This is a genomic window from Bacillus sp. JJ783 (assembly GCF_036963225.1).
In the GTDB taxonomy this organism is placed as follows: domain Bacteria; phylum Bacillota; class Bacilli; order Bacillales; family Bacillaceae_G; genus Bacillus_A; species Bacillus_A cereus_U.
In genome coordinates, this window is sequence record NZ_JBALMG010000006.1 from 19600 (window position 1) to 36210 (window position 16611).

Genomic DNA, 16611 nt, shown 5'->3' on the forward strand with positions numbered 1-16611 from the left:
TGGTGAAGGCTAATAATCAGTGGGGATGAATCCCCCCACTGATTATAGTTTCACTTTATAATATTGATTAATTTGGAGACTGTAAGATTGTAAACAGTCTCTTTTTTTGTGAAAATAAAGCTGGAAACATACCACGTATGCAAAGGGGAATTAGCAATGAATCAAGAAGTTTCACAGCTATTAAAACAGATTGATTTACGAAAAGATGAGCTACTAGAACTTACAAAAGCTTTAATTCGCTTTGAAACACCAGCACCACCAGCAAGAAATACAAATGAGGCGCAAGAATTTGTTGCAGGGTTTCTAAAAAAACGAAATTTTAGTATTGATAAATGGGATGTATATCCGAATGATCCGAATGTTGTTGGAGTGAAAAAAGGGACAGCAAGTGAGTCACATAAAAGTCTCATTATTAATGGACATATAGATGTTGCAGAAGTATCAAAGGACGAGCCGTGGGAAACAAATCCGTTTGAGCCATTTATAAAAGACGGTTGGTTAGTTGGGAGAGGTGCGGCAGATATGAAAGGTGGACTAGCTGGAGCCTTATTTGCTATTCAGCTTTTAGAAGAAGCGGGGATTGAATTACCTGGGGATTTAATTTTTCAATCGGTAATTGGCGAAGAAGTAGGAGAAGCAGGGACACTTCAATGCTGTAAACGTGGTTACGATGCTGATTTTGCAGTAGTAGTGGATACGAGCGATTTACATATGCAAGGACAAGGCGGCGTAATTACTGGATGGATTACTGTGAAAAGCCCGCAAACGTTTCATGATGCAACACGTAGACAAATGATCCATGCTGGAGGACGTCTATTTGGAGCGAGTGCGATTGAGAAAATGATGAAAATTGTACAAAGCTTACAAGAATTAGAGCGTCATTGGGCAGTCATGAAAACATATGAAGGCTATCCATCTGGAACAACAACAATTAATCCAGCTGTTATTGAAGGAGGACGTCATGCGGCATTTATTGCGGATGAGTGTCGATTGTGGGTAACCGTACATTTTTATCCAAATGAAACGTATGAACAAATAATAGAAGAAATAGAAGAGTATTTAGGAAAAGTGGCAGCAGCAGATCCATGGTTAAGCGAGAACCCACCACAATTTAAGTGGGGCGGAGAATCAATGATTGTGGATCGTGGCGAAATTTTTCCTTCTTTAGAAGTAGATAGCGAACATGTTGCTGTAAAAACTCTAAATTCAGTACATGAATCTATTTTATCTAAAAATGCAATTTTAGATATGTCAGCAACGGTAACTGATGGAGGTTGGTTTAGTGAGTTCCACATTCCAGCGATTATTTATGGACCAGGCACACTAGAAGAAGCACACTCTGTAAATGAGAAGGTTGAAGTTGAGCAGTTAATTGAATTTACAAAAGTAATAACAGCGTTTATATATGAATGGTGTCATACGAGAAAATAAGGAAATAGTTTGATTTTTGAATCGTGCGAGTAAGTATGCTTGTACGATTTTTTTGTAACTATTTCAGAGGGTGATAAATTCAATATCTGAAATAGCTTGTTATGCTTTTTATGTTCTTCGTTTGACTTCAATTAATTTCTCTTTAGCTAATTCAACGGCAATGGCATCATCTAAATAGCCAATTGGAAAAAGATAATCGGGGATAATGTCTGTTGATAAAATGAAATATAGTAAGGCACCCCCAATAATTGCACGTTCTTCGTTTGAAATGGTTTCTGTACAAAATTGTTGATACATACTTGTTAATTGTTCAATGAAAGGGCCAGCACTATCAATTTGTTCTAGTTTACTTTTGAAACTCTCGTGAATACGTTTTTCGCCTTCAGTAGTTTGAGCATAGCGCTCGTAATTTTCAAGTTCTTGTTTCACACGAGTTGTTGTGTACTCGAAGTCGAATAGGTTAGAGGATTGTAATGTTTGCTGAATTGTATCGAGAGATGTGTACATATCTGCTTTTTCTTTATTTATGTGTGGAGAGTCGGGATACATTTCATCAAGTAATAATTGCGGTGGAACTTGTAGACATTTTGCGAATTTTTGTAAATGGTTTTGCTTCGGTTGTTGTTTGCCATTAATTATTCTTGAAATTGTTGCAGGATCAATATTTGTCAGTGTTCCTAGTTGGCGCATAGATAGAGCGCGCTCCTTTAACAGTTTCTTTATTAATTTACCGAGCCGCTCATTTGGATTTTCATTGGGCATAATGTAGGCACTCCTTTTCTATTGTTTATCGTTGAAAAAATGTTGAGCATTTATTACAAGTATATGAAACAGACAAGCACAGTTGCTCAACATTTTCATAATATGCAATGAAAAGTGAGAAAGGGGTGACTGTAAGATGAGTACAGCGGGTTTATTTTCAATTTTTTTAATCGGGATTGCGTCTAATTTAGATAATGCAGGTGTTGGGATTGCATATGGCATTCGCAAAATTCGAATTTCGTGGTTTAACAATTTTATCATCGCATTTTTTGGATTTTTATTTACTTTACTAGCTGGATTTTTTGGGAATTGGATCGCATTATTTATTTCAGAGTTCACAGCAAACATTATTGGAGCAATCGTTTTAGGCATAATCGGGGTGTTTATTTTATGTCAGCCTTTCTTGAGTCAACAAGATACCGTAGGATCTAAAGATAGTAGTGTACTTATGGGGGTTTTACGTGATCCAGAAAAAGCAGATTTTGATGGTTCTAAAACAATTAGTTTTTCGGAAGCAATTGTTTTAGGAGTTGCATTATCCATAAATAATATTGCAGGTGGATTTGATGCTGGAGTAACAAATTTAAATCTTTGGCTTACGGCATGTATTTCTGGGATTTTTAGTTTTATTTGTATTAGCGGTTTTACGTATGTGGGTAAAAGATTTTTAGCTGAATACTTAGGGAAATGGGCAACTATAATTGCAGGTGTGTTATTAATTCTTATTGGAATTGATCAATTGTTGTAAGAAGGATAGAGAAAACAGTATTCGAGTATTTCCTTGGAAATACACTAAGAAATTGCATATATCGACGTGAAATCTTTTCAAGGTAACGAAAATTTGCAAGTATTATCCAATTTTTGCGCAAAAGGTTTAAAAAAATAAAAGCACCTTTATAGGTGCTTTTTAGCGTATATCTTCAATTAGTTGTGCACATTCATCATCATGCATACTGTACTCACTTAAAACTTGAATACAAAGCCATTTCAGTTCTTCAATACTATGTTCAAGTTCTTCGGGCAGTACATGGTAAATGTCTTCAAGTCCCATTCCGAAATGAATAAGTTCTAGTACTTGATCATCGATGTTCCGATCCATTAATAGTTCAAGCACTTCTAAATTGAATATGTATCGGTGAGCTTCATCGAGTGAAACAACTTTTAGTTTCAAACTTTCTACAATACTCAATATGAAAAGGAGAATTGTTTTTTCGAGAACAGGTTGTTTCTCCATTTGAAATATGAGTTTCATCTTTTACACCTCCACATACAGCGCTAGGTTGTACTATATTATTCAGGAGGGGGGAACAAATATGCATAATAAAGAGAACTTTTATTACTGTTTTTTTGAATTGTGTTGATGCCTAGTAGAACGGACTTTTTCGTGAAATAAAAAATCCTGCCAATATAGCAGGATAACTTCTAAATTAAAACATACTCCAACCTTCTTGGGCAGAAAGTAATTCGAGAATTTTAAAACCAGCGATACTATTTCCGTTTGCATCTAAAGCTGGTCCGAAAATACCGATTCCCATTTCGCCTTTTACGCAGCCGAAAATGCCGCCCGCTACACCACTTTTTGCAGGGATTCCAACACGAATTGCAAATTCACCAGATTCATTATACATCCCGCAAGTAACCATAAATGTTTTACAGATTTTCGTAATATGTTTAGGGATGATCTGTTTCTTTTTATATGGATCATATCCATCCATTGCAAAAATTAAGCCAATACGTGCTAAATCGATACAGTTTACTTCAACTGCACATTGACGAGTGTATAAATCCATAAGTTCTTCAATATCACAATCGATAATGCTGTTTTGTTTCATATAGTAACAAAGTGAACGGTTCAAGTAAGCAGTCTCTAATTCTGAATTAGCAACTGTAGAAGAATAATTAATAGTAGGATTATCTGTTATTTCACGTACAAAATGAAGAATATGCTCCATTTTTTCTTCGTTATCTTTTCCAGCTAACATGCTTGTAATAGCTAGTGCTCCTGCATTAATCATTGGATTAAGAGGTTTGGAAGGACTTGTCGTTTCTAACTTAATAATAGAATTAAAAGGGTCACCAGTTGGCTCCATTCCGACTTTAGAAAATACATATTCTTCACCACGATCTAAAAGGGCAAGTGCAAGTGTAATTACTTTGGAAATACTTTGAAGAGTAAATAGTGTTTGTGAGTTGCCAGCATGGATATATTCTGTTTCTTTATGGAAAATGGCAATCCCTAAATCAGCTGGATCTGCATTTCCTAGTTCGGGGATATAAGTAGCAAGTTTTCCTTTTTTCGTATATGGTTTTACTTGTTCTAACAACTGCCGTAAGTTGTTTGTTTCAATGCACTGCATAGTACCAACGCTCCTATTTCGAATTAACTAAGTTTACTTTTCCCGATATGCTCGGAAATAAATAATAACATGAAAAAGTGGAATGATAAAACGAAAGTTAAATGTTTATAGTGAGTTTTCAGTGCCAATGATCTGCTATTAAAAAAGGAGAATTTTCCTTTTATATAACAGTTTAGAAATAGAAAACTTATCCATAAAAAGTTCGGAAATAAAAACTACACATCTATACAACTATATGTTATTATGGTTATGTAATAGAAAGCGTTTTCTAAAGCGTACTTATAATGATAACGATTTCATAAATTTGATAGGGGGAATTAAAATGTTGCAGTTTTTACAACGTATTGGTAAAGCGTTAATGCTTCCAATCGCAGTACTACCAGCAGCAGGATTATTGCTTCGTTTAGGGCAAGAAGATGTATTTAATATTCCTGTTATGGCACAGGCCGGTGCAGCAATTTTTGATAATTTAGCACTTATTTTTGCAATTGGTGTTGCAATCGGTTTGTCTATTGATGGTAGTGGAGCAGCAGGACTTGCTGGGGCAATCGGATATCTTGTTTTACAAAATACAACGAACGCTCTAAGTAAGGCATATTCAGCAGCAGAGCTGAATGATAAATTAAAAAGTGTTCAGGATTTAGTCGGTTCAGCAGATCCAACTAAATTAGCAGATACAATGACAAAAGTTTCAAAAGCAGCGGCGCTAACGCCAAAAATAAATATGGCCATACTTGGTGGTATTATTGCTGGGGTTGTTGCGGGGTTACTATATAACAAATTCCATAAGATTAAATTACCAGAATGGTTAGGTTTCTTTGCGGGGAAACGTTTCGTACCAATCATTACTTCTATTGTAATGCTTCTTCTAGGATTAGTATTCGGTCAAATTTGGCCAACAATTCAAAGTGGTATTGATGCGGTAGCACACGGCATCGTGAACTTAGGTTCAGTTGGTGCTGGTTTATTCGGATTATTAAACCGTTTATTAATTCCAATCGGTTTACACCATGTAATGAACACATACTTCTGGTTTGTACTTGGTGACTTTACAAACGCAGCTGGTGATATCGTTCATGGTGATATTGCACGCTTCTTTGCAAAAGATCCATCAGCAGGTATGTTTATGACTGGTTTCTTCCCAATCATGATGTTCGGTTTACCGGCAGCATGTTTCGCAATGATTGCGGCTGCTAAACCAGAAAAACGTAAAATGGTTACAGGTATGTTAGGTGGTCTAGCATTAACTTCATTCTTAACTGGTATTACAGAACCAATTGAATTCTCATTCATGTTCTTATCACCAGTATTATATGGTATTCATGCAGTATTAACAGGTCTTTCTTTATTCATTACAACGACACTTGGCATTCATGATGGTTTCTCATTCAGTGCCGGTGCAATCGATTACGTTTTAAACTTTGGTATTGCAACAAAACCAGTATTATTAGCGGGAATCGGTTTAATTTACGCAGCAATTTACTTTGCAGTATTCTACTTCTTAATTAAGAAGTTCGACTTAAAAACTCCTGGTCGTGAAGATGAAGATGAAGATGAGTTAGCTGAAGAGGGTGATGCACCAGTTGCAGGTTCAATTGGTGAAACTTACGTAGCTGCTTTAGGCGGAAAAGAGAACTTAGCAGTTATTGATAACTGTGCAACTCGTCTACGCTTACAAGTGAAAGATGCAAGTTTAGTAAATGAACCAGCATTAAAACGTGCCGGTGCAAAAGGTGTTATGAAATTAAGTAACACAAGTGTACAAGTTATCGTAGGTACAAACGTTGAATCAGTTGCCGATGATATGAAAAAACACGTATAGATAGTTAGATAAGAGGATATCCAAAAAGATTGATAACGCCAGTCTTTTACAGGATATCCTCTTTTATTATGTTGAAATTTCAAAGGGAATCTTACTTTTGTAAATTTTCTTTTTCTTTTTTATGCATATAGGTTGGTAATATGTTCAGCGCGTGATAAAGTAGGGATGATATAGAATGGAGTGTCTATAATCTACTGAAATGATTTGGAAAAAGTCTTGTGTAGATGAATTAAATTATCGGTAAATAAGGGGAAAAAGGTAATCATGGATCAGGAAAAAAATACTGTTAATGGGAAAGTAAGTCGTCCGATTGTATACATAAAAAGAACAATCATTCTCGTTCTACTATTTTCACTTGTATATTTCATGTATACAAAAATTGTTGCGCATAATAAAAAAGAGGAAACTTTAAAAGCAGCAGCAGAAATGAAGAAGCAAGAAGAGATAAAAAAGAAAGAAGAAATGAAAAGGCAAGAAGCTGAAAAACAAAGAAAACAAAAAGAACAGGAAGAACAGATAAAACAGGCGCAAGTTATAGAGAAACCTGCTGAAGGACCGCCTCAAGAGATTAATGAAAACGCTCAATTGGATCAATATTTACAAAACGCAGGATTTAGTGGGACAGCTGTTATTGTGAAGAACGGAAAAGTTCTTTTGAATAAAGGATACGGTATGGCGAACAAAGAGAAGCAAGTACCGAATAATTCAGAAACAACCTTTTATATTGGCTCTATTTCAAAGGCATTTGTAGCGACCGCTATTATGCAATTGAAAGATCAGAATAAATTACAAGTAGAAGATACAGTAGCGAAGTATATCCCAGATTTCCCTCAAGGTAATAGCATTCAGCTAAAACATTTACTAACACATACATCAGGAATTCCTGAATATGAGCAGGGAACAGAAGATATCTCTCATGAAGAACTGATAAAGCGGATAGGGAATCAAAAGCGTATTGGCGGTCCAGGAGAGAAATGGAAGTATTCCGATTCGAACTACTCTATACTTGCTTACATTGCTGAGAAGGTAAGTGGACAACCATTAGAAGAATATATTAAACAACATATTTTTGCTACTGCTGGTATGAAGCATTCTGGTTTTGGTAAAGCGTTAGAGCAAACAAGGTTCCCATCAACGGGTTATAAAATAGTGAATAACAACATGACAACACCTAACATTCCGAGCATGTCACAACTATATGGTTGCGGTGATATATATACAAGCGCGCATGATCTATATTTATTTAATGAAGCGCTATTCTCTGGAAAATTAATTTCAAAAGAGAGTTATGATCAAATGTTTACAGCCGTGAAAAAGGATTACGGATTTGGCTGGTATGTAGATCCAGGCAGTTATTCAAATCACGGTGTAATGCCAGGTTGGAATTGCTTAAATGGATTTAGTAAAAACGGAAGTGTGTATGTCGTTTTATTATCAAACATTCAAAATAACATTAAATCATTTGGTAAAGTGAATAACGACATTTATACAATGTTACGAAATATAGAAGTGTAAAAGACTGTCCTTTTGGATAGTCTTTTTTTCGTGCTGAGGAAATACATCCAAGATGATTAATTAATGTAATACAAAAATAATGAATATGTTCTAGAAAATGTATGCCTTACCTATCACAAAAAAGTCAGCTTTGTATAAATTAAGATGTATGGATGTAAATTCTTATACTTTAAAAATAATAGGAGGAGAAGCATATGTGTCTGTTCAAAAAATATTGGCATAAATTATCCCGACTGTTTAATAGACAATTAGGTTATTTTTTAGATGACAAGTTACTGCCTGCTGTGGAACGACTTTTATTTTCGCAAAACTTCGCGAGATTTATTCAAAGAAATTCTAAGCAAGCTACGGAAGAGTTTATAGAATCAAGCCAATTTCAATCTATTATTTGTAACATTTTAAAAGAATGCAATACATCACCTTTTAAAGAAATTGCAAAGCAATATTTAGGTGAAAACGTAGAAATTACTGTGACAGTTGGACAGTTAACAGGTGTTATTGTAGCAGTTGGTGACGATTTCTTAACGCTGCAAGAAGGAATAGGAACAGAAGTTTTATTACCATTTACAAGTATTATATCAATGAAAGAAGCGTAAGAAAGGAGACTTATATATGTTATTTACTGATGAATTGCGTAACCATGTTGGTGAATTAGTGCAAGTTGTGACAGCTGTTGAAATTGTAGCAGGTATTCTTTTATCTGTGACCGACGGGGCAGTAAGCGTTCGTACATCTCCTTCTTATGGGCCACATGAAGATGTACTTGTGCGTATTCCTATTATTGCTTATGTTCGCTTGGAAGGGTAAGAGTGATACAAGTATGAGAATATCAGTTATTATTCCAGCGCATAATGAAGCAAGTACTTTATCACAAGTTTTAGTAGAAGTGGAAAAGCTGAAGCCGTATGAAATTATTGTAGTAGATAATGGATCGACAGATGGAACGAAGGAAGTCGCATTACAGCATAGTTGCCATGTGATTTATTATAAACATTCTCTTGGCAATGATGTAGGAAGGGCAATTGGAGCTAGGGAAGCAAAAGGCGAAATTGTATTGTTTTTAGATGGTGACATCGTTATTGAGAGCAAAGAGCTACAACGTTTCGTGAAAGGAATTCAGCAGGGGCATCAAATTGTTGTGAATAATTTAACATGGTCTGTTTATTTAAAGATGAGACCACATTATACGACAGTTGGAAAATTCGTGTTGAATCGTTATTTGAATAAAAAAGAGCTTGTTGTTGGTTCTTTAATCGCAATTCCACATGCGATGAATCGGGATGTTATTGAGAATCTTGGGTGGTGGAATTTAGCAGATCCCGCATTATTTCAAGCGATGGTGATGTCTAGAGGAGTAGATATTGCCGATATGGCTTCGGTCGATGTAATTCACACGAATAAGGTTCGTCCTGTGCATACGGGTACATCACCTGGTTCTCCTTATCCGAAAGCGACTAGTCGTATTATGGGTGATCATTTACGTGCTTTGCAATATGTAATCGAAACATATGGTAAACGCGGCGGTTTTTCGGAGGGAAACAGGGATAGAGAGTTTATAGGGAAGTATAAACCAGTTTTATTACAAAGGAAAAAAGCGAAATACAGTGCGATTATACCAGTATCAGAAGAAAGAATGACTATAAGATCTGTCATACAAGAAGTGAAAAAAGCAGGTGTAGATGAAATTATAGTTGTTGCGAATGGAGCGGATGTAGAGACAATTAAACAAGCAAAACTAGAGAATGTTATTGTAGTTGAATTCGCGAAGGCACTTGGACATAATGTAGCTCGAGCGATAGGGGCTATGCATGCTACGGCAGATATTTGTTTATTTGTTGATGGTGATTTTGCTATTCCGGCAAAAAAGCTAATTCCATTTTTGCATGCTATTGAAGACGGAAATGATGTGGCGTTAAATGATTTGCAATGTTTGTTAGATATGTTTCACCCGGCAGATCCAATTAGTATGGGGAAATATTTCGTGAATTTGGTAGCGAAACGACCAGATTTATGGAACAACTCATTAACGGCAGTGCCACATGCTATGCATAAAAAGGTAATAGAGAAAATTGGATATGATTCTCTTATTATTCCACCATTAGCTCAAATGAAAGCTATTTTAGAAGAATGCTCTATTACAGCAGTGGAATTTGTAGATGTTATAAAAACAAATCGAGTACGTCCAGAGCAACACGGGTTTGTAAACGGACGAATTCCTGCATTTGATCGTATTTTCGGAGATCAGCTTGAGGCGATTGCTTATTTATTACAGCATACAGACGAGCGCGGAAGTTTTACAGATGGAGAAAGGGATAGAGATATAATACTACAATTGAGAAGGGAAGAAGAGAATATAGATGAATGCTAGTAGTAAAGTAACCATTATTGGATTAGGATATGTTGGCCTTCCTTTAGCGGTCCTTTTTGCAGAAAGAGGACATGCTGTACTTGGATTAGATAAGGATACTAGGAAAATAGAATCAATTATAAAAGGAGAAAGTTATATTCCTGATGTTTCTTCTAACATATTACAAAATTTATTGAACGAGAGAAAATTAATAGTAAATACACCAGATAAAGGTGTTGCGGAGTTCCAAAATAGTGAGTATGTTATTGTGACTGTGCCAACGCCAATTAATGAGCAGAAAGAACCAGATTTAAGTGCCCTCATTTCAGCCTCTTATTATATACAACAAAACCTTCAAAAAGGACAAACCTTCATTTTTGAAAGCTCCACATATCCAGGTACACTGGAGGAAGTTATCATTCCAATTATTTCTCAAACAGGTAAAAAGGTAGGAGAAGATTATTATATTGGCTATTCTCCAGAACGCATTGATCCAGCGAATAGCCAGTATTCAGTCCAAACTATTCCGAAAGTTATTAGTGGACAAACCGAGCAGTGTAAACAAAAAGTACAGGATTTGTATAGCGCTATATTTGATGTAGTCGTTCCAGTTAGCTCTCCGAAAGTGGCCGAGATGTGTAAGCTATTTGAAAATATTCAGCGCTTAGTTAATATTTCATTAGTAAATGAGTTAAATATACTTTGTGAAAGTTTGAATGTTAATTTTTATGAGGCGCTTGAAGCTGCATCTACAAAACCGTTTGGATTTACTCCATATTGGCCAGGTCCAGGGATAGGGGGACATTGTATTCCAGTAGACCCTTTATATTTTCAATGGAGAATAAAAAAGAGTGGAGCAATTAGTCAATTAATTGAGGCGGCACATGTAATTAATGAAGAAATGCCAGAGAAAATAATTGGGAAAATAAAAGGTATGGTGCAATCACCCGCAACGGTGTTAATTGTAGGGGTTGCGTATAAGAAAGATGTAAATGATCTGAGAGAATCACCAGCGTTGCCAATTATTCAATTATTAATAAAAGAAGGGTACAAGATAGAATATCATGACCCTTATATTTCTTCAGCGAAAATTGGGGATACACTATATCAATCCATTCCATTAGATGAACAAAGAATTAAACAAGCAGATTGTATTTTAATTGTAACTGATCACTCTAGTATCGATTGGAAGCTCTTTAAAGGAATTGAGCGATTAATAGATACACGTGGAATTATAAAGAAGGTGAGTGTATGAGTAAAAAATGTTTAATTACAGGTGGAGCAGGATTTATTGGATCGCATTTAGCTGAAGAATTGGTGAAAAGAGGTTATGAAGTTACTATTGTTGATAACTTCTATAAAGGAAAAAATAAATATCATAATGAGTTAATGAAAGAGATTTCAGTTATTCCAATAAGCGTGTTAGATAAAAGTTCAATTTATGAATTAGTAAATCAACATGATGTGGTGTTTCATTTAGCTGCAATTTTGGGAGTCAAAACTACAATGGAAAAAAGTGTAGAGCTTATTGAAACGAACTTTGATGGAACGAAAAACATTTTGCAAGCAGCATTAAAAGGGAAGAAGAAAGTAGTTTTCGCATCTACTTCGGAAGTATACGGAAAGGGAAAACCTCCATTCTCTGAAGAAGGAGATCGTTTATACGGTGCAACTTCCAAAATACGTTGGAGTTATGCAATTTGTAAAACGTTAGAGGAAACATTGTGTTTAGGGTACGCATTAGAAGGCTTACCTGTAACGATTGTTCGTTATTTTAATATTTATGGTCCAAGAGCGAAAGATGGTCCGTACGCAGGAGTAATTCCACGATTTATTCGTGCGGCTTTGCAAGGTGACGATATTCTCGTGTATGGAGATGGAAAGCAGACACGTTGCTTTACGTATGTAAGTGATGCGGTCGAGGCAACGATTCGTGCAATGGATGAAAAGGTAAATGGTGAAATTATTAATATAGGTTCTGAGAATGAAAAAAATATAAGGGAAGTAGCGGAAGATATAAAAAAAATAACGAAGTCTGTTTCCAAAATTGTGCACGTTCCATTTGAGGAAGTATATCCACATGGATTTGAAGAGATTCCAAATCGAAAGCCGGATGTAACGAAATTAAGAGAACTTGTTCAGTTTCAAGCGAAAGTAACGTGGGAACAAGGATTGAAAGAAACTATGAAGTGGTTTCGTGAAGAAAACCATGACTAAATCAGTATCTGTTATTATTCCAGCGTGTAATGAAATAGATACAATTTCTGATGTTATTCATTCAATAATACCTTTAAATCCATTGGAAATCATAGTAGTGACTAATGGGTGTACAGATGGAACAGATAAGGTCGCTGAAAATTTAGGATGTAAAGTTATTAATTATAGAGAGTCACTTGGGAATGATGTAGGGCGTGCAGTAGGTGCCAAACATGCAAAAGGTGACGTTCTATTATTTGTAGATGGTGATTTTGCTATTCGAACTTCACAATTGCAATTATTTCTTAATCCAATTTTATATGATCAGGCTGATGTAGTTTTAAATAATTTGGGCGCATTATTTTTAAAGAAACAAAGACCGCACTCTATTACAGTATGGCGCCAAATATTAAATGCAATGTTAGAGAAAGAAGAATTACAAATTGACTCTTTACTATCTGTACCTCATGCGCTGACGAAGGAAGTTGTGCAAAATATTGGATACGAATGTTTTGTTAATCCTATTGTGGCTCATCTACGTCTAGTACAAAGTAAATGGAGAATTAGCCGTCATTGTGCGATTGATGTTATTACTCCGAATAAATTTCGCCCACTCGAGCATGCTGCATACGGCACGAATCTTGCTCATTCCGAAAAACGAATGATAGGCGATCATATAGAAGCTTTAGCAGAGAGGATATTAGGCAGTGATATGCGCGGGGGATATTGCGATGGAAATAGGAAAAGAAATAGTGTCTACCATACTCTAAATTTTGAAGATTTTTATCAAGGGTGGGGCATTACATCTAATTTGTATAAAGGACAGCAATTATCGGTTATTATTCCTGTGCAAAATGAAGAGATGACGATTGGAAAGATTATAGAAGAGCTTCGCAAAATTGAACCATTGGAAATCATTGTTGTTGTAAATGGTTCGTCCGATAAAACGGCAACAATTGCAAAAGACAAGGGAGCAACAACAATTGTGTATAAAGAAGCACTTGGAAACGATGTGGGGCGTTCACTTGGAACTTATTTTGCAAAAGGAGAAATTGTTTTATTTATAGACGGCGATTTTGTTATCCCAGCTAGTGAGCTATATCCCTTTGCAAAAGCTATTGCAGATGGAACGGATGTCGCATTAAATGATTTAAATCATTATTTAGATTTGAGAGTACCACTTCATCTTGTAACAGCATTTAAATATGCATTAAATTTAGCTTGTGATAGAAAAGATTTAGGAGTAGGCTCTCTTATTGCTGTACCTAATGCATTTAGTCGTACTTGTTTGAAGGAAATAGGGTATAAATCATTATTGTCACCTTGTGTAGCACAAGTTAAAGCTGTACTTTCAGGTTTTGAAATCGCTTGTGTAAGTCGTATCGATGTTGATAAGATGAACCGTATTCGTCCCAGTGAACATTTCGCAAAAATAGGTCATCCTCCAGCTGTCCTTCGAATTATTGGTGATCATATAGAAGGATTAGAGCAATTAATTGCATTAACAAACAGTCGTGGTGGATTTTATGATGGAAATAGAAAAAGAGATGTTTTATAGTGGTAACAAAAAAAGTGTACAACGTATGTACACTTTTTTGCTCTGTTATAAAAACTATAACAGATTAGGAGATAAGAGTATTACAGCTCTACAATGGGTATCGTTCTTATATTACAAAATAGGACTCGTATATAAGGGTACCAAAAAAATACAATTAAAGAAAGGTTTAGTTATAAAGACTTTTACATGAAGTTAACACTACGGGTATAGTGGTTTGCTCAACATTTCACAAACATGTCACAACTATTTCGTCCACCTCCGAAAAAAAGTAGTATTCTAAGTGTGTAAGCTGTTATATAAAAAAACGCAGTCCTGTACTAATCAAAAATGGAGGAGATTAGGATGACTAAAGTATTAGAAAATGTAAAAAACGCGTGGGAAAACTTTAAAGGTGAAAAATGGAAAGCAGAGATTGATGTTCGCGATTTCATTTTAAATAATGTAAACGTTTACGAGGGAGAAGACTCTTTCTTAGCGGAAGCAACTGAAGCAACGAAAAAACTTTGGGATCAAGTAATGGATTTAACAACAAAGGAACGTGAAAACGGTGGCGTTCTTGATATGGATACAAAAATTGTTTCTTCTATTACATCACATGAACCAGGATATTTAAATAAAGATATTGAAAAAGTGGTCGGTTTCCAAACTGATAAACCATTTAAACGCTCTTTACAACCATATGGTGGTATTCGTATGGCGGAACAAGCTTGTGAAGCGTATGGATATGAAATGGATAAAGAACTTAGCAAGATTTTCAGAGACTGGCGTAAAACTCATAATCAAGGTGTATTTGATGCATACACACCAGAAATGAAAGCGGCTCGTAAATCAGGTGTTATTACTGGTCTTCCAGATGCATATGGACGTGGACGTATTATCGGTGACTATCGCCGCGTAGCGCTATATGGTATAGATCATTTAATTGAAGCGAAAAAAGCTGATTATAATTTAACTGGCGGTGTAATGAGCGAAGATACAATGCGTTTACGCGAAGAATTATCTGAGCAAATGCGTGCACTTCAAGAGTTAAAACAGATGGCTGCTTCTCATGGATTCGATATTTCTAAGCCAGCTACAAATGCACAAGAGGCCTTCCAATGGTTATACTTTGCTTATCTTGCAGCAATTAAAGAGCAAAACGGGGCAGCAATGAGCCTTGGACGTACCTCTACATTCTTAGATGTTTACATTGAAAGAGATTTAGCAAATGGTACTTTAACAGAAGAAAAAGCACAAGAAATTGTTGATCATTTCATTATGAAATTACGTCTTGTGAAATTTGCAAGAACGCCTGATTACAATGAACTATTCTCTGGAGATCCAACTTGGGTAACTGAATCTATCGGTGGTATGGCGTTAGACGGTCGTCCGTTAGTAACAAAAAACTCATTCCGTTTCTTGCATACATTAGATAATTTAGGACCAGCACCAGAACCAAACTTAACAGTTCTTTGGTCTAAACAATTACCGCAAAACTTTAAAAACTACTGTGCAAAAATGTCTATTAAAACATCAGCAATTCAATATGAAAATGATGACATTATGCGTTCTGACTACGGTGATGACTACGGTATTGCTTGTTGTGTATCAGCAATGAGAATTGGTAAACAAATGCAGTTCTTCGGAGCACGTGCAAACTTAGCGAAAGCATTACTATATGCGGTTAACGGTGGTAAAGATGAAAAGTCAAAAGCACAAGTTGGTCCTGAATACGCACCAATTACTTCTGAAGTATTAGATTATGAAGAAGTTATGCGTAAATTCGATATGACAATGGAATGGTTAGCTGGTCTATACTTAAATACATTAAATGTAATTCACTATATGCACGATAAATATAGCTATGAACGTATTGAAATGGCACTTCATGATACAAATGTTCTTCGTACAATGGCAACAGGTATCGCTGGATTATCTGTAGTAGCAGACTCTTTAAGTGCAATTAAATACGCAAAAGTAAAACCAATTCGTGATGAAAATGGTATTGCAGTTGATTTCGAAATTGAGGGAGATTTCCCTAAATACGGTAACAATGATGATCGTGTAGATGAAATCGCAGTAAATCTTGTGAAAACATTTATGAACAAGATTCGTAAACATAAAACATACCGTAATTCTGTTCATACAATGTCAATCTTAACAATCACATCTAACGTTGTATACGGTAAGAAAACTGGTAACACTCCAGATGGACGTCGTACTGGAGAACCATTTGCACCGGGCGCAAACCCAATGCATGGCCGTGATACAAAAGGTGCATTAGCGTCATTATTATCTGTAGCTAAATTACCATATGAAGATGCACAAGATGGTATTTCAAATACATTCTCTATTATTCCAAAAGCACTTGGTAAAGAAGATGATGTACAAGTACGCAACTTAGTATCTATGCTTGATGGATATGCAATAAAACAAGGACACCACTTAAATATTAACGTATTTAACCGTGAAACATTAATGGATGCAATGGAGCACCCTGAAAAATATCCACAATTAACAATTCGTGTATCTGGTTACGCTGTTAACTTTATTAAATTAACTCGTGAACAACAAATTGATGTAATTAACCGTACAATGCATGAAAGCATGTAAGTGAAAAAAGTGTCTCTCCGCTTTTAATATA

Annotated in this window: 15 protein-coding genes; 12 read left to right on the top strand and 3 right to left on the bottom strand. The window is 35.6% G+C overall.

From position 1 onward, the window contains the following. The first annotated feature begins 108 nt into the window (after positions 1-108). Positions 109-1431 (top strand): acetylornithine deacetylase, encoded by a 1323-nt coding sequence (locus tag V7038_RS01335; protein ID WP_335468829.1) that lies wholly within the window; start codon positions 109-111, stop codon positions 1429-1431. Between the two features lie 108 nt (positions 1432-1539). Here the strand turns inward: V7038_RS01335 and V7038_RS01340 are convergent, their stop codons facing one another. After that, positions 1540-2193 (bottom strand): helix-turn-helix domain-containing protein, encoded by a 654-nt coding sequence (locus V7038_RS01340; protein WP_002201865.1) that lies wholly within the window; start codon positions 2191-2193, stop codon positions 1540-1542. Positions 2194-2329: 136 nt separating this feature from the next. On the opposite strand from V7038_RS01340, the gene ytaF reads away from it, so the two are divergent. Further along, a complete protein-coding gene (gene ytaF / locus V7038_RS01345; protein WP_033716932.1) occupies positions 2330-2941 on the top strand; it encodes a sporulation membrane protein YtaF in 612 nt (203 codons plus the stop codon). Positions 2942-3100: 159 nt separating this feature from the next. Here ytaF and V7038_RS01350 read toward each other — a convergent pair whose 3' ends face one another. Both V7038_RS01350 and glsA read right to left on the bottom strand, forming a co-directional pair. Next, complete coding sequence (locus tag V7038_RS01350; protein WP_002091149.1) at positions 3101-3445, bottom strand: DUF3969 family protein; 345 nt, start codon at positions 3443-3445, stop codon at positions 3101-3103. Between the two features lie 175 nt (positions 3446-3620). Then, positions 3621-4550, bottom strand: a complete 930-nt coding sequence (gene glsA / locus V7038_RS01355) for a glutaminase A (RefSeq protein WP_002201862.1) — start codon at positions 4548-4550, stop codon at positions 3621-3623. Between the two features lie 322 nt (positions 4551-4872). Here glsA and nagE point away from each other — a divergent pair, with 322 nt between their 5' ends. The 10 genes from nagE (at position 4873) to pflB (ending at position 16580) form a co-directional block, all read left to right on the top strand. Next, positions 4873-6372, top strand: a complete 1500-nt coding sequence (gene nagE / locus V7038_RS01360; RefSeq protein ID WP_335468833.1) for an N-acetylglucosamine-specific PTS transporter subunit IIBC — start codon at positions 4873-4875, stop codon at positions 6370-6372. 264 nt (positions 6373-6636) lie between these two features. Next, a complete protein-coding gene (locus V7038_RS01365; protein ID WP_199661214.1) occupies positions 6637-7887 on the top strand; it encodes a serine hydrolase domain-containing protein in 1251 nt (416 codons plus the stop codon). 194 nt (positions 7888-8081) lie between these two features. Further along, positions 8082-8483: a DUF2642 domain-containing protein gene (locus V7038_RS01370; protein WP_335468836.1), complete on the top strand. Its 402-nt coding sequence runs from the start codon at positions 8082-8084 to the stop codon at positions 8481-8483. A 16-nt stretch (positions 8484-8499) separates the two neighbouring features. Beyond that, complete coding sequence (locus tag V7038_RS01375; protein WP_199661213.1) at positions 8500-8694, top strand: hypothetical protein; 195 nt, start codon at positions 8500-8502, stop codon at positions 8692-8694. Between the two features lie 13 nt (positions 8695-8707). Beyond that, positions 8708-10255, top strand: coding sequence for a glycosyltransferase family 2 protein (locus V7038_RS01380; RefSeq protein ID WP_199661212.1), 1548 nt, complete (start codon positions 8708-8710; stop codon positions 10253-10255). After that, positions 10245-11489 carry a nucleotide sugar dehydrogenase gene (locus V7038_RS01385; protein ID WP_199661211.1) on the top strand — a complete coding sequence of 415 codons (1245 nt, stop codon included), beginning with the start codon at positions 10245-10247 and terminating at the stop codon, positions 11487-11489. Before V7038_RS01380 ends, V7038_RS01385 begins: the two co-directional genes overlap by 11 nt. Then, the gene (locus V7038_RS01390) at positions 11486-12451 is read left to right on the top strand and encodes an NAD-dependent epimerase/dehydratase family protein (protein WP_002201855.1); all 966 of its coding nucleotides are present in this window, start codon (positions 11486-11488) and stop codon (positions 12449-12451) included. Before V7038_RS01385 ends, V7038_RS01390 begins: the two co-directional genes overlap by 4 nt. Continuing rightward, positions 12444-13988, top strand: coding sequence for a glycosyltransferase family 2 protein (locus V7038_RS01395; RefSeq protein WP_199661210.1), 1545 nt, complete (start codon positions 12444-12446; stop codon positions 13986-13988). Before V7038_RS01390 ends, V7038_RS01395 begins: the two co-directional genes overlap by 8 nt. Then, positions 13957-14178 (top strand): hypothetical protein, encoded by a 222-nt coding sequence (locus tag V7038_RS01400; protein WP_002159385.1) that lies wholly within the window; start codon positions 13957-13959, stop codon positions 14176-14178. Before V7038_RS01395 ends, V7038_RS01400 begins: the two co-directional genes overlap by 32 nt. A 152-nt stretch (positions 14179-14330) precedes the next feature. Then, complete coding sequence (pflB, locus tag V7038_RS01405) at positions 14331-16580, top strand: formate C-acetyltransferase (protein ID WP_335468839.1); 2250 nt, start codon at positions 14331-14333, stop codon at positions 16578-16580. Positions 16581-16611: the final 31 nt, after the last annotated feature.